Annotated in this window: 14 protein-coding genes and 2 pseudogenes; 7 read left to right on the forward strand and 9 right to left on the reverse strand. The window is 35.7% G+C overall.

The genetic code is table 11. The features are described 5' to 3' along the window. Nucleotides 1–216 precede the first annotated feature (216 nt). Nucleotides 217–1,614, forward strand: coding sequence for an amino acid permease (locus SJY24_RS27270; RefSeq protein ID WP_377866875.1), 1,398 nt, complete (start codon nucleotides 217–219; stop codon nucleotides 1,612–1,614). A 30-nt stretch (nucleotides 1,615–1,644) separates the two neighbouring features. Here SJY24_RS27270 and SJY24_RS27275 read toward each other — a convergent pair whose 3' ends face one another. Beyond that, entirely contained in the window at nucleotides 1,645–3,348 is a 1,704-nt protein-coding gene (locus tag SJY24_RS27275) for a putative bifunctional diguanylate cyclase/phosphodiesterase (RefSeq protein WP_377866876.1), read from the reverse strand. 692 nt (nucleotides 3,349–4,040) lie between these two features. Then, nucleotides 4,041–4,364, reverse strand: a complete 324-nt coding sequence (locus SJY24_RS27280) for a cobalt transporter (RefSeq protein WP_377866877.1) — start codon at nucleotides 4,362–4,364, stop codon at nucleotides 4,041–4,043. A gap of 344 nt (nucleotides 4,365–4,708) precedes the next feature. On the opposite strand from SJY24_RS27280, the pseudogene SJY24_RS27285 reads away from it, so the two are divergent. From SJY24_RS27285 to SJY24_RS27295, 3 genes and pseudogenes are all read left to right on the forward strand, one after another. Continuing rightward, nucleotides 4,709–6,237: pseudogene (locus SJY24_RS27285) on the forward strand (cardiolipin synthase). 127 nt (nucleotides 6,238–6,364) lie between these two features. After that, the gene (locus SJY24_RS27290; protein ID WP_098766438.1) at nucleotides 6,365–7,258 is read left to right on the forward strand and encodes an ATP-binding protein; all 894 of its coding nucleotides are present in this window, start codon (nucleotides 6,365–6,367) and stop codon (nucleotides 7,256–7,258) included. Nucleotides 7,259–7,261: 3 nt separating this feature from the next. Continuing rightward, entirely contained in the window at nucleotides 7,262–9,145 is a 1,884-nt protein-coding gene (locus SJY24_RS27295; RefSeq protein WP_377866878.1) for a vWA domain-containing protein, read from the forward strand. Nucleotides 9,146–9,183: 38 nt separating this feature from the next. Here the strand turns inward: SJY24_RS27295 and SJY24_RS27300 are convergent, their stop codons facing one another. The 4 genes from SJY24_RS27300 to SJY24_RS27315 all read right to left on the reverse strand — a co-directional run bounded on the left by SJY24_RS27300 (nucleotide 9,184) and on the right by SJY24_RS27315 (nucleotide 12,447). Next, nucleotides 9,184–9,606, reverse strand: coding sequence for an NUDIX hydrolase (locus SJY24_RS27300; protein WP_377866879.1), 423 nt, complete (start codon nucleotides 9,604–9,606; stop codon nucleotides 9,184–9,186). After that, on the reverse strand, nucleotides 9,593–10,135 hold the full coding sequence (pyrE, locus tag SJY24_RS27305) for an orotate phosphoribosyltransferase (protein ID WP_377866880.1): 543 nt from the start codon (nucleotides 10,133–10,135) through the stop codon (nucleotides 9,593–9,595). Before pyrE ends, SJY24_RS27300 begins: the two co-directional genes overlap by 14 nt. 111 nt (nucleotides 10,136–10,246) lie before the next feature. Then, entirely contained in the window at nucleotides 10,247–11,212 is a 966-nt protein-coding gene (locus SJY24_RS27310) for an L-threonine 3-dehydrogenase (protein ID WP_377866881.1), read from the reverse strand. Between the two features lie 44 nt (nucleotides 11,213–11,256). Continuing rightward, nucleotides 11,257–12,447, reverse strand: coding sequence for a glycine C-acetyltransferase (locus tag SJY24_RS27315; RefSeq protein ID WP_377866882.1), 1,191 nt, complete (start codon nucleotides 12,445–12,447; stop codon nucleotides 11,257–11,259). 213 nt (nucleotides 12,448–12,660) lie between these two features. Here SJY24_RS27315 and SJY24_RS27320 point away from each other — a divergent pair. Further along, nucleotides 12,661–13,391, forward strand: a pseudogene (locus SJY24_RS27320) (class I SAM-dependent methyltransferase). A gap of 184 nt (nucleotides 13,392–13,575) precedes the next feature. Here SJY24_RS27320 and SJY24_RS27325 read toward each other — a convergent pair. Genes SJY24_RS27325 through SJY24_RS27335 form a run of 3 tightly spaced genes read right to left on the reverse strand, consistent with a single transcriptional unit; the run spans nucleotide 13,576 to nucleotide 16,469 of the window. Then, nucleotides 13,576–14,397: an ABC transporter ATP-binding protein gene (locus SJY24_RS27325; protein WP_377866883.1), complete on the reverse strand. Its 822-nt coding sequence runs from the start codon at nucleotides 14,395–14,397 to the stop codon at nucleotides 13,576–13,578. A gap of 12 nt (nucleotides 14,398–14,409) precedes the next feature. Continuing rightward, a complete protein-coding gene (locus SJY24_RS27330; protein ID WP_377866884.1) occupies nucleotides 14,410–15,468 on the reverse strand; it encodes a FecCD family ABC transporter permease in 1,059 nt (352 codons plus the stop codon). Then, nucleotides 15,465–16,469: a FecCD family ABC transporter permease gene (locus SJY24_RS27335; RefSeq protein WP_377866885.1), complete on the reverse strand. Its 1,005-nt coding sequence runs from the start codon at nucleotides 16,467–16,469 to the stop codon at nucleotides 15,465–15,467. The genes SJY24_RS27330 and SJY24_RS27335 overlap by 4 nt, the downstream gene beginning before the upstream one ends. A 162-nt stretch (nucleotides 16,470–16,631) precedes the next feature. Here SJY24_RS27335 and SJY24_RS27340 point away from each other — a divergent pair, with 162 nt between their 5' ends. Both SJY24_RS27340 and SJY24_RS27345 read left to right on the forward strand, forming a co-directional pair. Further along, a complete protein-coding gene (locus tag SJY24_RS27340) occupies nucleotides 16,632–17,597 on the forward strand; it encodes an ABC transporter substrate-binding protein (RefSeq protein ID WP_377866886.1) in 966 nt (321 codons plus the stop codon). Nucleotides 17,598–17,978: 381 nt separating this feature from the next. Further along, nucleotides 17,979–19,328 (forward strand): peptide MFS transporter, encoded by a 1,350-nt coding sequence (locus SJY24_RS27345; protein WP_377866887.1) that lies wholly within the window; start codon nucleotides 17,979–17,981, stop codon nucleotides 19,326–19,328. Nucleotides 19,329–19,350: the final 22 nt, after the last annotated feature.

Raw genomic sequence — 19,350 nt, forward strand, 5'->3', positions numbered from 1 at the left:
AATTGTAGTTGCATTTGCACAAAAACATCATCATCATACTTAACCCTTGAAACCTAGCGGAAAAATTACGCGTAGGTACAAGGGTTATTCCCGTTGTACCTACGTTAGGCGAAGAGCCATGTAGGTATTTTTTATCTACATGGCTCTTTTTTTATTGCCAAAAAGCTAGTAAAAAATGATGTTTAAGCAAAACTTACTACAAAGGAGTTAACAAAAATGGGAACGAAAAAATGGGGATTATGGGTTTTAACAGCTTTTGTTATCGGGAATATGGTTGGCGGTGGCGTATTTATGCTCCCAGCAAACTTAGCACATGTATCAGGTCCAATGGGTTCTACACTTGCATGGAGTATTACAGGTCTTGGTGTATTTATGATTGCACTCGTATTTGGAAATTTAGCAATTCGAAAACCAGAATTAAAAGCCGGACCACAAAGTTATGCCCAAGCAATGTTTACATCCAAAAAGGCAGGTAAAGTTGCAGGGTATAGTATGGCTTGGGGATATTGGGCTGCTAACTGGGCTGCTACAGCATCTGTTATTATTTCCTTTGCTGGATATTTATCAACATTCTTTCCAGTTTTACAAAGTAAGCAAATTCTCTTTTCAACAAACGGATTTTCACTAGAACTCGGAAAAGGGTTAACTTTCCTCGTATGTAGCCTTATGTTATGGGGAATTCAATATATTCTTTCTCAAAATATTGATCGCGCTGGTAATATGAATCTTCTTGCTACCATTGCAAAAATCATCGGATTTACAATGTTTATTGTAATCACATTATTCATTTTCAATGCCTCTAATTTCGGAGACGGTCAAACATTTATGAATGAATCTGGACAAGCCATTTCATTAGGCGGACAAATAAATTCAGCGGCTATTGCAACACTTTGGGCGTTCATCGGTATTGAATCTGCTGTTATGCTTTCTAACCGTGCAAAATCTCAGCGCGATGTTAAAAAAGCAACGATTTTTGGATTAATTATTGCTCTTCTTATTTACATGTCAATTACTTTACTTACAATGGGAGCTCTTCCACAAGATGTTTTAAAAGAGTCTCAAAAACCATTAGTAGACGCATTAAATTTAGCAATTGGTAGTAAAGGCGCTTATATAATGGCCTTACTTGCACTTGTATCTTTATTCGGCTCTACTGTAGGCTGGATCGTTGTTAGTTCAGAAGTACCTTACCAGGCAGCAAAGAATGGACTTTTCCCTAAGTTTTTTGCTAAAACAAATAAAAAAGGGAGTCCTTCAAAATCATTATTTATTACAAATGTGATGACGCAAATTTTCTTATTCTCAACGATTTCTGGTACTGTGTCAGAAGCGTATAATTTCGCTATCATTGTAGCAACATTAGCTTATTTAATTCCATACCTTGTTTCTACGCTGTACCAATTCAAATTGGTTATTACAGGAGAAACGTACGATATAATGCCTGGCTCTCGAGTAAAGGATGGGATCATTACTACGTTAGCATTTGTATACTCTATTTGGGTTATCAAAACAGGAACTGCTGATTTAAAAACGTTCTTCTTAGGAATCGGATTGTTTGTATTAGGCCTTATTCTTTATCCAGTACTAATGAAAGACTCACAAAAAATGAATTAAAAAAAGAGAAGCTACCGGCTTCTCTTTTTATTAAAAATCTGTAATTAACTTTTCTTTTAACTCTCCTACAGATAAAGGTTTCGCATAATAAAATCCTTGTACGTAATCACAGCCCATAGATTGTAATAAACTTTCTTGTTCTACCGTTTCTACCCCTTCAGCAACTACTAATAAATTTAAACTATGGGCAATCTCAATAACCGATTTTACAATCGTTCGCTCAGGTTGTGCGTGATCATAATGAAACTCACGAATAAAATTACGATCAATTTTCACAATATCAAGTGGGAGTTTTTTTAAATAATATAATGAGGAATACCCTGTTCCGAAATCGTCTAAAGCGATTAAAATCCCCATACTTCTTAATTCTTGCAATGTAGCAATAATATAATCAAAATGACGTACAGCTATACTTTCTGTTATTTCTAATATTAAACGATTTGGTGAAAATCCTGTTCGCTTCAATATACTACGAACAGATAAAATAAATCGCTTTTGCATCAATTGTTGTATTGATAAATTAACAGATAACTTCAGTCCCTCTTGATACTCTGGTAAAGTTTTAAACAGTCGACATGACTTTTCTAGTACCCAGTCTCCTAGTTTTATAATAAGTCCACACTCTTCAGCTACAGGTATAAATTCACTTGGTGAAATAGGTCCTTCTTCTGTATTACAACGTACTAAAGCTTCAATACCAGTACATTTCTTTGTTTTCAAATCAATAATAGGCTGTAATGCCACTTTTAATTCTTCGTCACGAATTGCCTTTTGCAAAGCAAATTCTATTTTCATTCTACGGTTTATTTTCGCACGTAATTCATCTGTAAAGAAGCACGCCGCATTTCTTCCTTGCTCTTTCGCACTATACATGGCTAAATCCGAATTTTTTAATAACGTTTCAACGTCTTTTCCATCTTGTGGATAGGAACAAAGTCCTAGACTAGCTGAAATATATACTTCATGACCTTCAAGCATAAATGGTGCTTGAAAGCATGACAACACAGATGTCGCTAACTGCCTCATCTCATCATGTGTATGAGTTTTTGTTAACAGCACAAATTCGTCGCCACCCAGCCTAGCCAGAACATCTTTCTCTCCTAGCACATAATGCAACCGTGAAGCAACTTCGCTTAAAAGTAAATCTCCTATCATATGACCTAACGTATCATTCACTAATTTAAAACGATCTAAATCAAAGTAAATCATGCCAAACTCTATTTTCTCTGCAATCATCTTATTTACAGTCGTAATTAACTGTAAACGGTTTGGTAAACTTGTTAACGCATCGTGATAAGCAAGTTCCCTATAACGACTTTCGCTTAATCGTAATCTTTGTTCTGCTTCTTTCCTACTGCTTATATCATTTCGAATTGCAATAAATTGATAGGGTTCTCCCTTTTCATTTAAAAATGGAACAATTGTTGTTTTAACCCAATAATACGTACCATCTTTTGCTTGATTTCGAATTTCTCCCGTCCAAACTTTCCCACTCAAAATACGCTTCCATAAAATTTGAAAAAATGTTTTCGGATGATATCCAGAATTTAAAATACGGTGATCTTTTCCTATTAACTCTTCTCTTTTATATTTTGAGATTTCACAAAATTTATCATTCACATATGTAATACGACCATTTCGGTCTGTAATAGCAACAATTGAAGACTCATCTAATGCTAATTTCAAATCTTGCAATGAAGAGTCATATAATGCATGACCTCTTTGTTCTAGCATGCGCACCTCTCCTTGCTTCCTATCTGACTAAAACACAACTCGTTTCTCTTCATAGAAATAGAGATATTTCATTTTCTAACAATATACCTTTACATAAATCACAAATTTTTTCTAAATAGGCCGATTAAAATAACATAATATTATTTATAAAAAAAAGCAATATGGTGCTATTTTAATGATAGTAGAAGCTTCTCATCTCTCTGTTTATCTAAACTTATTATACCGTATTCTCTTACATTCTTTTAATTTTTAAAGTGACAATTCCATCAATATTAGCCTCTACTCCCTATTAATGTGGCCTCACACCTAATCTCTTTTATTTTATGAAATGTTAAGATGTAAATCCAACTGCCGATACATAATGAAATAGAGATTAAAATACAAAATGCAACTATTCGGGAATGATAATATAAAGTGAAACTTTAATCAGTGGGGGTTTTGTTCATCATCCACCGATTATTAGCCTTCGCCAATCGGGCGTTTACGGGAAGCAGGGCTTCCACCTAACTTCTTTGTTCCAGCTGAATTTTGAGGCGGGAGTTTTACTGCCTACAAATAGCGGGATAAAATCAAAATTTGCATTTAATATACTGAATTACAATAACAAAATATTAACATATTTTCACCTTAAATTTGGAAGTATTTTATAAATATAGTATTAAACTAAAAAAGAGGATATCCTCTTTTTTAGTTTAATACTGATATGGTATTTGCTGATAACCCGGGTATGGCATTGGATATGGTGCTGGATATGTTACTGGGTACGGCGCTGGATAGTAGCCTCCACCTGCTGCACCCGTTAATGCGCCAGCTGTAAGCCCACCTAACATGCCTCCAGCAAAACTCCCTGGGAAAAATCCTCCGCCCCACGAGCCACCACCCCAGCCCCATCCACCACCGTGATGATGATGATGATCATAATGATTGTGTCCACCATGGTGATTATGTCCGCCATTATGATGGTGCCCTCCATGATTATAACGATAATACAATCCGTTATTTTCTATATAATTCATTATCTCCCTCTCCTTTTCATTTTCTCACCTTAATAAGAAGAATCCGCGTAATATGGATAACCATATCCTGGGCTTCATAATGCACCTGCTACAAATCCAGGAAAGAAACCTCATCCACTTTCCTATATAAGGGGCAAGGTTTTTGTCCCTCCTACACTGATCATCAGCCAGCAAATAGCGGGATAACAACGTAACAATATACTGTATGTAGGACAAATGCGGAAAGTATAGGACAAATGTCTATATTTTGTAAAAAAAACAAAACACTTTATAATAAGGATGTCAGATTATATCTTCTATTTAAGAAGTCTATATTTAAGAAAGATTAGAGGAATTATATAGAAATGAAGAAACCTATCGTTCAATTATTATTAATATTTACAATCGTATCCATCGTTCTTTTCCTATTAAATACATCGGTTATTTCGTTATATACGTTTGTCGGTGCTCTATGGTCCATCACAATCGTAGGAATTTCATTCGTTATTTTTATAGAAAATAGATCTCCCCAAAGTACTTTAGCGTGGTTTTTAGTATTAGCACTTCTTCCTTTTGTAGGTGTACTTTTATACTCTATTTTCGGGCGTAGCCGTTGGAGAAGAAAAAAGCATCTTCATCGTTCAGAAGAACAAAGAAAATTATTCCGCGAAATATTAGAAGGAAGACGACTAGAATTATCACTCACAGTCCCATTACATGAACGTTCTATACATTTAACAGAAGTCGTACAAAAATTCGGAGGCGGCCTGCCGCAGATAGAACGACAACAAAACTTTTAACAAACGGTGATCAAACCTTTTCAGAAATTTTGAACGCAATCGAGAATGCAAAACATCACATACATATTCAATACTATATTTATAAATCTGATGAGATTGGTACAAAAGTACGAGATGCTTTAATACAAAAAGCAAAAGATGGTGTTATTGTACGCTTCCTTTATGATGGACTCGGAAGTAATACGTTAAGAAGACGCTTTTTACAGCCTATGAAAGAAGCTGGAATTGAAATTGTAGAATTTGACCCTATTTTTTCAGCTTGGTTACTTGAAACGGTCAATTATCGTAACCATCGAAAAATCGTTATTGTAGATGGAGAAATTGGTTTTACCGGGGGACTCAACGTCGGTGATGAGTATCTTGGTCGCTCAAAAAAATTCCCTGTTTGGCGTGATAGTCATTTAAAAATAGAAGGAAAAGCATTGTATAAATTACAAGCCATCTTTCTAGAAGATTGGCTTTATGCGTCTAGTGGATTGAATACTTATTCTTGGGATCAATTTATGAATAGACAATACTTCCCAGGAAAAGAAATTCCGGATGCAGAAGGTGCGGTGCAAATTGTAGCAAGTGGACCAAGCTCAGATGATAAAAGTATTCGTAATACATTACTAGCTGTTATGAGCTCAGCCAAAAAATCTATTTGGATCGCTACACCATACTTTATTCCAGATCAAGAAACTTTAACATTATTACGCTTAAGTGCAATATCTGGCATAGATGTACGCATTTTATATCCTGGTAAGAGTGATAGTATTATTAGCGATCAAGCATCTCAATCCTATTTCACTCCACTTTTAAAAGCTGGTGCTTCTATTTACAGTTATAAAGATGGATTTATGCACGCAAAGATTGTACTCGTTGACGATAAAATTGCAACAATCGGAACAGCAAATATGGATGTACGTAGCTTTGAATTGAATTATGAAATTATTAGCGTACTATATGAATCAGAAACCGTTCATGATATTAAACGCGATTTTGAAGAAGACTTTAAACAATCCACTGAAATTAAATGGAACTCGTTCCAAAAAAGAAGTATCAAAAAAAGAATATTAGAGTCCTTTATGCGACTCATTTCTCCTTTACTATAAGCAATCAACGTGATATTGATTGCTTTTTCTTTTATATTTCTCCCCTCTCCTTTTCTTTGCATACCATATTAAAACAAGTTATCATAAGATGTATTACTTTATGAAAATAATGTTAGGTGGGAAATACATGTTAGAACAATTTCATATACATTCTGATTTAAAACAGCAGCTTTCTACAATTCATGAAAAAAATAAACAAGAGGCTGGTGAAAATGCTCATTTAATCGGTACTAAAATATATAAAGCATCTGATAACAGCATTATCGAAGATGCTATTACGGCACTTCTTCTTGGCAAAAATATTCTATTAAAAGGACCGACTGGTAGTGGTAAAACGGTACTAGCGGAAACTCTTTCTTCTTTATTCCAAAAACCAATGCATAGCATTAACTGTTCTGTCGATTTAGATGTGGAAGGTATTTTAGGATACAACACATTACAAACGAAAGACGGAGCATCTGAAGTTACTTTCGTTAACGGTCCTCTTATGAAAGCAATGAAGAACGGTCATTTCCTATATATTGATGAAATCAATATGGCAAAACCTGAAACGTTACCACTTCTTCACGGCGCATTAGATTACCGTAAAATGATTACAAACCCATTTACACAAGAGGTTGTATACGGTGATGGCGAATATCGCGTAATTGCAGCGATTAACGAAGGTTACGTTGGAACAAGTGAACTAAACGAAGCATTAAAAAACCGTTTCGTTATTATTGAAGTTCCATACATTCAAGGTGACACATTAAAAGAACTATTACTATCTGAATCAAAATTAAATGATGTTGCAACAATTGAAAAGTTCGTTGCATTTGCAAGCGACCTTATGCCTTTAGCTCGTGATGGACGTGTAAGTGAAGAAGCAGCAAGTATTCGTGGCATTATCGACGCATGTGATTTAGGTGTATATATTCCTGTTATGCGTGCAATTGAACGTAGTATTATCGCAAAATTAAACGATGAAACAGAACAAATGACTGTCCGTGAATTAGCAGAAAGTTATTTCTTTGAGGGATAATTCATGAGACAAATTTTTAGTGACAAAAAAATTGATGCGTCGCTGTTTCTACAAATGGAAAACTTAATGTATGCTCTTTTAAAAGAAGACGATGCCTACCTTGAGTATGGCTATAAAGCATACTACGACGAAATTGAAAAAAAGGTTGTCATTAGTCACTTTTGGGATGATCGAAAAGAAGAGGATACAGTAATCGGATTAAAAAGCGAAGTGTTTTTAAAAGCACTTGGTAATAAACATTACTCGGACATGACTTTAATTCGTTCTTATGCGATTGAATTACAAGAATCACCTTTAAAAAAGTTTTTAACACAATTATTTGTTCTATTAGAAGATTTACGTGTTGAGGAAATCGTAAAAAACTTACGCCCTGGCACAAAGCATGTTTTTAAAAGAAGAAAAGAAATGTATCGCAATTACTTTGGTTCGCAAAATGAAATCAATCGTGTTCGTAACTATCACGGTGATCGTCTATTTTGTCTCTGCTATCTTTCATTAACGAGCGATAAATATGAAATGTTTAATAATGAATATTTTGAGCAAATTGAATCAATTTTGCATGAAACATTCCAAGCTCGTAATACAGAAGACATTATGTATATCGTTGAAAAAATTCGCTATCGTTTAGAAGGACTGCTTGAAAGTGACATGCTTAATAATTATTTCGGACATGCTCCGCTTTATTTATCTGTCATTGCAGACGAAAAGAACTGTCGTGTCGAAGATTTAGCAAATGATGATACGCAGCTCATAGATGACGATGAAAATAAAAACAAAATGGATGAAAGTTTCTCCACATGGCATCGTGAAAATAAAAATAACGAAAACGAGAACTTTTTACGCTTTGAATTAGAAAGCGGAACAAAAACAAACATGATGGGCGATACTGCTCGTGAATCAGAAGATGGCGACCAAGCACTTGGTTCTGTACAAGGTACTTCTCAAAAAAGTACACAATCCAACTTTGATGGCGCCGATACAGAAGAAGCAAGAGCTTCACACGCTTCTAGCCAAAACGAGGGTGCATACGGTAAGTATAACGTTGGTGCTTCTCATATATTTAAAGAAGCTCGCAAATCAAATCCTGATGAAAAAAAGGATTACCAAGCTATCAAATCAGTCGTTAATAAAGATGTAAAAGAATTAAAGAAAATTATCGAAAAAACGATTGAAAATAAAACGAATGCAAATAGTGATAAATATTACGGAAGACTTCGTAAGAAATTCCTTCGTATTTATACTGAAAAGCAGCCGCGCATGTTTTATAAAAAAGGACAGGAATCACAAGAACTTGACGTTGCATTCCAATTACTAGTGGACTGCTCTGGTTCTATGTATAACAAAATGGAAGAAACGAAAAAGAGTGTTGTACTATTCCATGAAGCATTGAAATCTTTAAAAATCCCGCACGCTATTAGCGGATTTTGGGAAGATGCTTCTAGTGCTAAGCCTGAAGATAAGCCAAACGTTATCCATGAAGTTGTAACGTATAAAAACTCAACGTTACCAAACGTCGGTCCAGAAATTATGCAACTTCGCGAAGAAGAAGATAACCGCGACGGATATATTATTCGTATCGTTTCTGAAAAACTTGCAAAAAGACCAGAAAAGCATAAATTCTTACTTGTCTTTACAGACGGTGAGCCTTCTGCGCTAGACTATCAACAAGACGGTATTTTAGATACGCATGAAGCTGTCAAACTTGCTCGTAAAAGTGGTATGGAAGTAATCGGAATCTTCATCGAAGAAGGCGAGGCGAAAGAAGCAACTTATCAATTAATGAAGAACATTTATAACCATCACTTCTTAGTTGCAAATCACGCTGAAGATTTACGTCTGAAGATTAAACCACTATTGAAAAAGTTATTACTGAAGACGATTGAATAGAAAAACAGGAGCCTTGTGGCTCCTGTTTCTTCGTTCACTCACTTTGTTTCTGGTTGAAACTTGTATGGAATGGAAACTTCTAATAATAATTCGAACCCTCCATCATAGTATGGGAATCGCTCATTCGCGATTTTTCTATCTACCCACTCGATTGCGGAAATTTCTCCTTCATCTTCTGCACGAAGTTCACCTGTTACTACATTTGCTCGGAATGTAAAAAATAGCGCATGATTCCCTGATTCTTCAAAGAATTTTTCATTGATCGCAACAAGTCCACCTGCCACAACAGTTAAACCTGTCTCTTCTTTTACTTCTCTTATTAGTGCTTCCTCTAATATTTCATCTTTTTCCACAGCCCCGCCTGGCAATGGCCAGACATTTTGTTCTACATTATGTACCATTAATATTTTATCTGTTTCTTCATTATGTATCAGTGCATATACAACATCAACTCTTTGCATGTTGCTTTTCTCCTTCAATTAACTCATCCATTGTAAATAAAGAATGTAACTGTAAGCCATCTTCTAATAAGTTATCTCTTCCCTCTTTTGTTCGTTCAATGACGCCTAGGACATGATGTACTTTCGCACCCAGTTCTCTTAAATCTTTCGTGCTTAATAAAATTTGACCGCCTGTCGTAATAACATCTTCAACCACACAAACATTCTTCCCAGTAATATCAACACCCTCTGCCAACTTACATGTACCGTACTTTTTCGCTTCTTTTCTTACAAATACAACAGGTATACCTGTTTGTAAAGATAATGCTGTCGCTACTGGAATTCCTCCCATCTCTAAACCCGCGAGTACTTCTGTCTCAGGAGGAATGAGCTCTTTCAATTGTTTAGCAATTTCTAATAACAGTACTGGATTAGATTCAAATAAGTACTTATCAAAGTATTGATTTGATACTTGTCCTGATCGAAGCTTAAATGTTCCCGTTAAACGTGACGTATTATAAATTTCCTTTGCTAACTCCCATTTCTCCATTGTATCTCTCCCCTTTATGCACAAATTAACTCATTCTGTCATACTTGTAATTATTTGTATATTATTAAAATACAAATAAAAGGGCCGATTCCTAAGAATCGACCCTTCCTATTAATTCATCACTAACTCAGCTGTGAGCTTTTTTTTTAACTTAGCCAACATATCCGTTGTCATTTTGTCTAAGTCGTATTCTGCTTTAAAGCCCCACTCTGTCATTGCTGCAGTTGCGTCAATCGAGTTTGGCCAGCTATCAGCGATTGTTTGACGAGCTGGGTCTACTGCGTAATCCATTGTAAACGTCGGAATGTGTTTACGAATTGATGCCGCGATTTGCTCTGGCTCGAAGCTCATTGCTGTAATGTTGAACGCATTTCTATGCACAAGTTTACTTGGATCAGCTTCCATTAATGAAATGATCGCTTGTAAAGCATCTGGCATATACATCATATCCATGTATGTTCCTTCTGCAATGTATGAGGTGTATGTGCCTTTTTTAATCGCCTCATAATAAATTTCAACTGCATAGTCAGTTGTCCCGCCTCCTGGAGGAGCTACGTAAGAAATTAAGCCTGGGAAACGTACACCGCGCGTATCAACGCCAAACTTTTGATGATAATAATCACATAGTAATTCTCCTGCTACTTTGTTTACCCCATACATCGTAGTAGGACGCTGGATTGTATCTTGTGGTGTATTATCTTTTGGCGTTGATGGACCAAATGCACCGATAGAACTTGGCGTGAAAAACTTACAGTTTAATTCACGTGCTGCTTCTAATGCATTTACAAGTCCGCCCATATTTAAATTCCAAGCAAATAATGGATTTTTTTCTGCTGTTGCTGAAAGTAAAGCTGCTAAATGAATAATCGTATCTACTTCATTACGCTTTGCGATATCATGTAGTTTTTGTCCATCTGTTACATCTAACGTTTCAAATGGACCAGACGTTACTACTTCACTATCTGTTTCACGAATATCTGTTGCAATAACATTTGATGCACCGTATACATCACGAAGTTTCATTACTAGTTCAGAACCAATTTGCCCTAAAGAACCGGTTACTAGAATTTTTTTCATTTTCCCCACTCCTCATTTGCAAGCTATTCAAAAGATGTCGTTAATTAAATGATACCCATTTCTTTCCCTACTTTTTCATACTTACGAATTGCTTCATCTAACATTTCTTTCGTATGAGCTGCTGTAGGCATATTACGAACGCGCCCCATTCCTTTTGCTACAGTTGGGAATACGATAGATTTTGCGTATACGCCTTCTTCATTTAGACGTTTACTAAATTCTTGTGTTAATACTTCATCACCAATAATACAAGGTGTAATTGGCGTTTCACTTTCTCCAATGTTAAAACCAAGTTCTTTTAACCCTTGTTTTAAATAGCGACCATTTTCCCATAGACGATCGTGTAACTCTGTGCTTTCCATTAAGATTTCAATTGATCTCATGCAAGCTGCCGCATCAGCTGGTGTTAATGCCGTAGAGAATAAGAATGGACGTGAACGAACTTTTAACCAGTCAATTAAGTTTTGTTTCCCTGCTACATATCCACCAATTACCCCAATTGCTTTTGATAATGTACCAATTTGGAAATCAACTTTATCGGACAGACCAAAGTGTTTTACAGTACCTGCACCTTTGCCAATTACACCTGAACCGTGTGCATCATCTACGTATGTCATCAAATCCAGTTCTTCTGCAATTTCAACAATTTCTGGTAATTTTGCAATATCCCCATCCATTGAGAAAACACCGTCTGTAATAACCATTAATTTATTGTAAAGACCTGATTCTTTTGCCTCGATTGCTTTTTTACGTAAATCTTCCATATCAGAATGCTTATAAACGATGATTTTCGCTCTTGATAGACGACTACCATCAATAATAGATGCGTGGTTTAATTCATCTGAAAGAATCGCATCATTTTTATCCATAACGGCTGAAATCGCTGCCATATTACAGTTAAATCCTGATTGGTAAGCAATTGCTGCTTCTGTATGTTTAAACTTTGCAATTGTTTCTTCTAATTTGATATGCAAATCTAAAGTACCGTTAATTGTACGAACAGCTCCTGCTCCAACGCCGTACTTATGAATTGCACCAATTGCTGCTTCTTGTAAGCGATTATCAGTCGCTAATCCAAGATAGTTGTTTGAAGATAAGTTAATATATTCTTTTCCGCCAATTGTAATAATCGGTCCATTTGGACTTTCAAGCGGATCAATTACGTTATAAAGCCCCTTTGATTTTAAATCCTCTAAATTTTCTTCTAAAAAGTTTGCAAGTGTTTTACTAGACATCGTGAAGCCTCCCATCGTTCATGTAAGCGGATTATTATCTTAATAGTTCTAATAATCCCTCTACTAGCTTAACACGTTTTCAGAATTTATTATAGAAAAATAGTTTAAAGAAACCGCTTACAATTCTAGATTATATATGATTCATTACAAGAAATCTATCATTTACGTTTCGTATTTGATAGAATTAAAAAAATATTTAGGGAGGCTTTAAACATGGCATTTACAGAATCTGATGTATATAATAACGAAGCATTTTTTGGGCAATATATGAAACGAAGATACCGCGAAAATAGCCCGAATGAATCGATTGAAAGGCCGGCATTCTTTCAGCTCATTGGTAATGTACAAGGAAAGAATGTTCTCGATTTAGGTTGTGGTGACGCTAAATTTGGTGAAGAATTATTAGAAAATGACTGCCACTCTTACACTGGTATTGAAGGCTCCGAGCTTATGTATGAAAAAGCTAAAAAACAACTAGAAAATAAAAATAGCACCGTTCATTTTTTAAACCTCAAAGACTACACATACCCTCCTTCTACTTTTGATTTAGTAACATCTAGACTCGCCTTACATTATATTGAACACCTTGATATCATTTTTCAAAATGTGTTTCAAACCTTAAAAACAAACGGAACCTTCACCTTTAGCGTTCAACATCCGTTATTACTTCTTCATTCGAAAGCTTGCAAACGAGTGGTAAAAGAACTAGTTGGCTCGTCGATGATTATTTCAAAACGGGAAAACGAGTTGAGCCATGGATTGATCAAGAAGTTATTAAATATCACCGGACTACGGAAGAATATTTTACATTATTACAACAAGCCGGATTTACGATTACAAACTTAAAAGAAGCTACACCAAATCGAAACTGTTTTCAGGATGAAGAAGAATATGAACGACGTTTACGTATTCCCCTTTTTCTATTATTTTCTTGCCGAAAATAAAGTGAAACTTTAATCAGTGGGGGATATTCATCCCCCACTGATTATTAGCCCTCACCAATCGGGCTTTTACTTGCAGTTGATCCCCCAACCAGCTTCTTTGCTTTCGCTGAATTTTGAGATGGGGATCTTACTGCCCACAAATAGCGGGGTAAAAAAGACGATGAATCCTCATCGTCTTTTTTCGTTATCTCATCGCCTGAACAGCCTCTTTACGTACACGTCTTCCCCTTCCATGCGGGATACAGAGCGGTGTCCCAAATAACGGATCAGTGCTTATTTGACACTCCATACGGAATACATCCCGAACTAACTTCTGGTCAATAACTTCTTCTGGTTTACCTTGCGCATATATTTGTTTATCTTGAATAGCTACAATGTTGTCTGCATAACGACATGCCAAATTTAAATCGTGCAATACCATAACAATCGTTCTTTGCTCTGTTTCATTTAATTCGAATAATAAATCTAACACTTCAATTTGGTGCGTCATATCTAAATATGTAGTCGGCTCATCAAGCAAAATAATATCTGTATCTTGTGCAAGGGTCATTGCAATCCAAGCACGTTGACGTTGTCCACCTGAAAGGGCATGAACATCACGCTCAGCAAATTCTGTCATACCCGTTGCAGCAAGCGCTTTTTGTACCATTTCCTCATCTTTTTCGGACCATTGCTTCAGCCATGTTTGATATGGATAACGTCCTTGCTTTACAAGTTGCAATACTGTAAGTCCTTCTGGGGCTTGTGGTCCTTGCGGTAAAATTGCCATTTGGCGAGCAATTTGCTTCGTTTGCATACTTTGAATCGCTTGACTATCTAATAAAATATCACCGGATGCTGGCTTTAATAACCTAGCCAATGAACGTAATAAAGTTGATTTCCCACAACCGTTAGAACCGATGAAGATTGTAATTTTCCCTTTTGGAATTTCTAAATTCAGCTCATCAATAATGATTGTTTCACCATACGACAGCGTCAAGCGTTTCGTCTCCAATGCTTTTTGCATATTCATCTCCCTTTATGAATTCCGACTTTTATAAAGTAAATAAATAAAATAAGGTGCACCAATTGCTGATGTAAATACCCCTGCTGGAATTTCGAGTGGCGCGAAAACTGTACGCCCAATTAAATCTGCAGCAAGTACTAAAATTGCACCGACAATAGCTGCAACTGGGAGTAATGCACCATATAAAGAACCAACTAGTCTTCGTGAAATATGAGGTGCCATTAAACCGACAAATCCAATTCCTCCTGCAAAGGCAACCGCGCCACCAATTAAAGCTGTACTAAGTAATAACATGAATACGCGTGACTTCGTTAAAGGAACACCCAGTCCTACCGCAATATCATCCCCTAACTCTTGAGCATTTAAATGTCTAGCCGCTATAAATGATATTACCGTTAAAATAAGAACCCACGGCGCAAGTATCATAACGTTTTGCCACGAAGAGCCGTAAACAGTACCCGTAATCCATACATTTGCTTGACTCGCTTGATAAATTGGTGCTAACAACATAAATAAAGTTGTTGCCGCTTTCGTTAATGCCCAGAATCCAACACCAATTAAAACAAGACTAATCGGTGATAACCCGTCATTTCTCCATGCAAATAAATATACAAACAACGCTACAATCGTTGCACCAGCAAAAGCTGCTAATGGCATATAATGAATGCTTACTGTTAGCGCATTATTTTTATCACTAAATATAGCTAAAAATAGTACAACTGCAACACTTGCCCCGCCCGTAATCCCGATGATATCAGGAGAAGCCAGTGGATTTCGAACGAGCCCTTGTAAAATACACCCCGCTACAGCAAGTGCGATTCCTACAAGGATGGCAATTAAAATACGCGGCATACGAAATTTATTTACAACCATATTTGACATCGCATCGCCATTGCCCGTAATCGCTTGCCATACATCATAAGGAGCAATTTTCATATCTCCCATACCTGCACTCGCAAAGAATAATCCTATTAAAACAACTAGTAAACTAAACAAGACTAGAACAGCTCGTTTATACATTAAAAACGAGAGCCCACCTTTTCCTATACGAAACGGAATATACTTCTTCATTTGCTAAGCCCTCTCTTACGTGCAATATAAATAAAGAATGGGGCCCCGATAAATGCTGTCATAACCCCTACTGGTACTTCTTGCGGCATAATGACATATCTAGCTGCTATATCAGCTAAGAGTAATAGTATTGCACCTAACAAGCCGCTATACGGTACTCTCCACCTGTGATCTACTCCAACAAGGAATCTGGCAAAATACGGAGTAACAATACCAATAAATCCAATTGGACCAGCGACCGCAACTGAACCACCAGACAACAGTACAATAATGAGTAGTACGAATGATTTCATTAAAATTGTTCGTTGTCCAAGCCCTTTCGCGACGTCTTCCCCCATCATTAATGTATTTACTTTCCCTGCCATCATAAGAGATGCAATCCAGCCTATTAATAAATATGGGAATACAGATTGTAAAATTTCTAACTTTCTTCCTTGCACAGATCCGGCAAGCCAAAATAATACCTCTTCAAGCGCTTTTTCATTTAACACAAGTAATCCTTGTGTTAATGATGAAAATAACGCACTAATTGCGACCCCTGCTAACGTTAACTTAAGTGGCGTTGTCCCTTCTTTTCCTAAAGAACTAGAAGCAAATACAAGTACAGCAGCAATCGCTGCCCCTAAAAAGGCAATCCACGTGAAAGCTGATAATGATGTTACGGAAAAAATAACAATTGCTACAACTATGAAAAACGCAGCGCCTGAATTTAATCCAATAAAATCTGGAGAAGCAAGTGGGTTCTTCGTTAAAGTTTGCATAAGACAACCTGCGATGGCTAAACTAGCACCAACACTAGCTGCAATTAATGCCCTTGGTAGACGCACATTTTGAATAATAATATGTTCATTGGAACCATTAAAATGAAAAAAAGCATCTACCGCTAATTTCCAGCTCGTATTTGTATATCCGAAAATAATACTTCCCCAAATACAAATAACGACTGCAATGATTCCAACAAATAATCCAATCCATTTTGCTTGATTTGTTTTTAATAACATGCAGCGTTTCCCCTTCAATGTATAATGATACGTTGTAAGTGTATTTCAACTTAATTCTCATTGTCAATGAAAATGAGAATTATTTTCATTGACAAATGGACCATTAAGTATTACTATCATGCTTGCTATTGAAAAAACTTCTCAGTATGTAGGGGGTACATAATGAAATTTATGCGAAAGAAATCGTTTACAGCATTTGTATTTTTACTAGCCTTTTCATTACTTTTAAGTGCTTGTGGAAAATCAAATACTAAAGAGGAAACAAAAGAAGATACAAAAAAAGAAATGATTACGGTTGAACATGCAATGGGTAAAACAGAAGTTCCTGCTAATCCAAAACGTGTAGTTATTTTAACAAATGAAGGAACTGAAGCTTTACTTGAGTTAGGGGTAAAACCAGTTGGTGCTGTAAAGTCTTGGACTGGTGATCCGTGGTATCCACATATTAAAGACAAAATGAAAGATGTAAAAGTTGTTGGTGATGAAGGACAAGTTAACGTTGAAACAATCGCTTCTTTAAAACCAGACTTAATTATCGGTAACAAAATGCGTCACGAAAAAGTGTATGAGCAACTAAAAGCAATCGCACCTACTGTTTTCTCAGAAACATTACGCGGTGAATGGAAAGATAACTTCAAATTTTATGCGAAAGCATTAAATAAAGAAAAAGAAGGTCAAAAGGTTTTAGCTGATTACGAATCACGTATGAAAGATTTAAAAGGCAAACTCGGCGATACAGTAAATCAAGAAATTTCTATGGTACGCTTTATGCCTGGTGATGTTCGTATTTATCATGGTGATACATTCTCTGGTGTTATTTTAAAAGAACTTGGATTTAAACGTCCTGGTGATCAAAACAAAGATGATTTTGCAGAGCGTAACGTATCTAAAGAGCGTATTTCTGCAATGGATGGTGACGTATTATTCTACTTCACATTCGATAAAGGAAATGAGAAAAAAGGTTCTGAATTAGAAAAAGAGTATATCAATGATCCTCTATTTAAAAATTTAAATGCAGTAAAAAATGGTAAAGCATACAAAGTTGATGACGTTATTTGGAATACAGCAGGCGGTGTAATGGCTGCTAACCTACTACTAGACGATATCGAAAAACGCTTTGTTAAATAATATTTCCCTAACCAGCTCCCTTTCTATGGAGCTGGTTATTTTTCAATTCACTTAAATGTCACATTATTTCATTTTGTATTTTTATTCCCAATATGTTATATTATAAAAGTAAATAAAATATATTTTCTCTATATCAGAATAAATATTTTAATCTAAATTTTCTGATTAATCACTATTTTATTTTCTTTTAGAATTCAATTATTACATTTGAAAACGCTTTTCATCTCGTTTTCAGGGCAAAATAGAGTAACGGTTGAAGAAAAATAGAACTTTTTTAGAAATTCTCTTTCTATTTCCATATAATTCTATTGACTTCTAAATATTTTGTGAATTAAAATAATTACATAAATATCCGTTATACAGGATTAGGGGGAAACAAACATGGATGCAGCTTTAAAATTAGACAAAGCTGGAGAGCAACAATCACCAAAAAAACATCCACCAGGATTATATTTGTTGTTCTTTACAGAGGCATGGGAAAGATTTAGTTATTACGGAATGCGTGGCTTATTAGTTCTTTATTTAACAACGAGCTTAGTAAGTGGCGGTTTAGGATTTGATAAAGCAGTTGCTGTACAAATTTACGGTATTTTCACAATGTTAGTATATTTCACACCGATTATCGGTGGTTGGTTAACTGACCATTTCATTACGAAACGACATGCCATTACCATCGGCGGTATCATTATGGCGATTGGTAACTTTGTACTATTTTCAATGAACACGAAAACTGGACTATTTTTAGGATTAGGATTATTAGTTATCGGTAACGGGTTCTTCAAACCAAATATCTCGACTTTACTAGGTCAATTATATAGCGACAACGATTCCCGTCGTGATAGTGCCTTCACTATCTTCTACATGGGAATTAACTTAGGAGCTCTTATCGCTCCATTCATTTGCGGTTACTTCACAGATTATAGATACGGTTTCTTAACAGCTTGTATCGGTATGATTATTGGACAGATTGCCTTTAATTTCTTAGCACCTCGTTACTTAGGGTCTATCGGAACAACTGTTGTCGGTAAAAAGTCTAAAGAAAAAAATGCAAAAGCAATTGAGAAAAAACCTTTAACAACACAAGAGAAAAAACGTACTACTGCAATTTTAATTTTAACTTGTTTCGTTGTATTCTTCTGGGCAGGATTTGAACAAGCTGGTAGTTCTTTAACACTTTACACAGATAAGTTCGTGGATCGTACAATTGGTGGATTTACAATTCCAACACCTTGGTTCCAATCTGTAAACCCACTATTCATTATCTTACTAGCATTACCTGTTTCTGCATTATGGATTAAACTTTCAAAAACGAAAAATGGTGATTTGAAAATCCCAACAAAAATGGCATTGGGTATGATTTTACTAGGGATTGGATATTTAGTTCTAACTTTAGCTGTATTAAAAACTGGTAGCGATGAAGGTAACATTACAATGAAAGCAAACTTACTATTCATTGTATTCACTTACATGTTCCATACAATCGGTGAATTATTCTTATCACCAATCGGATTATCTATGGTAAGTGCAATCGCTCCTGTTAAATTAGCATCATTATTAATGGGTGTATGGTTAGCTGGTACTGGCTTCGCAAACTTATTAGCAGGACAATTAGCTGCTTTCACTCAATCTTTAGGATATTTAGAAGTATTCGCAAGCATCGGTGTTATCGTAATCGTGCTAGGATTAGTACTTCTTATGTTCTCTAAGAAAATTGCACATATGATGGAATAATAAATAAAAAGACGCTTCTAAC

This window comes from Bacillus sp. R86525, assembly GCF_042466195.1.
Classification (GTDB): Bacteria; Bacillota; Bacilli; order Bacillales; family Bacillaceae_G; genus Bacillus_A; species Bacillus_A nitratireducens.

Coding starts and splice junctions, on each gene's coding strand:
- pyrE (WP_377866880.1), bottom strand. CDS start 10,135: ATGGAGAAATGGGAGTTAGCAAAGGAAATTTATAATACGTCACGTTTA.
- SJY24_RS27345 (WP_377866887.1), top strand. CDS start 17,979: ATGGATGCAGCTTTAAAATTAGACAAAGCTGGAGAGCAACAATCACCA.
- SJY24_RS27325 (WP_377866883.1), bottom strand. CDS start 14,397: ATGCAAAAAGCATTGGAGACGAAACGCTTGACGCTGTCGTATGGTGAA.
- SJY24_RS27295 (WP_377866878.1), top strand. CDS start 7,262: ATGAGACAAATTTTTAGTGACAAAAAAATTGATGCGTCGCTGTTTCTA.
- SJY24_RS27330 (WP_377866884.1), bottom strand. CDS start 15,468: ATGAAGAAGTATATTCCGTTTCGTATAGGAAAAGGTGGGCTCTCGTTT.
- SJY24_RS27270 (WP_377866875.1), top strand. CDS start 217: ATGGGAACGAAAAAATGGGGATTATGGGTTTTAACAGCTTTTGTTATC.
- SJY24_RS27310 (WP_377866881.1), bottom strand. CDS start 11,212: ATGAAAAAAATTCTAGTAACCGGTTCTTTAGGGCAAATTGGTTCTGAA.
- SJY24_RS27335 (WP_377866885.1), bottom strand. CDS start 16,469: ATGTTATTAAAAACAAATCAAGCAAAATGGATTGGATTATTTGTTGGA.
- SJY24_RS27340 (WP_377866886.1), top strand. CDS start 16,632: ATGAAATTTATGCGAAAGAAATCGTTTACAGCATTTGTATTTTTACTA.
- SJY24_RS27290 (WP_098766438.1), top strand. CDS start 6,365: ATGTTAGAACAATTTCATATACATTCTGATTTAAAACAGCAGCTTTCT.
- SJY24_RS27280 (WP_377866877.1), bottom strand. CDS start 4,364: ATGAATTATATAGAAAATAACGGATTGTATTATCGTTATAATCATGGA.
- SJY24_RS27300 (WP_377866879.1), bottom strand. CDS start 9,606: ATGCAAAGAGTTGATGTTGTATATGCACTGATACATAATGAAGAAACA.
- SJY24_RS27315 (WP_377866882.1), bottom strand. CDS start 12,447: ATGTCTAGTAAAACACTTGCAAACTTTTTAGAAGAAAATTTAGAGGAT.
- SJY24_RS27275 (WP_377866876.1), bottom strand. CDS start 3,348: ATGCTAGAACAAAGAGGTCATGCATTATATGACTCTTCATTGCAAGAT.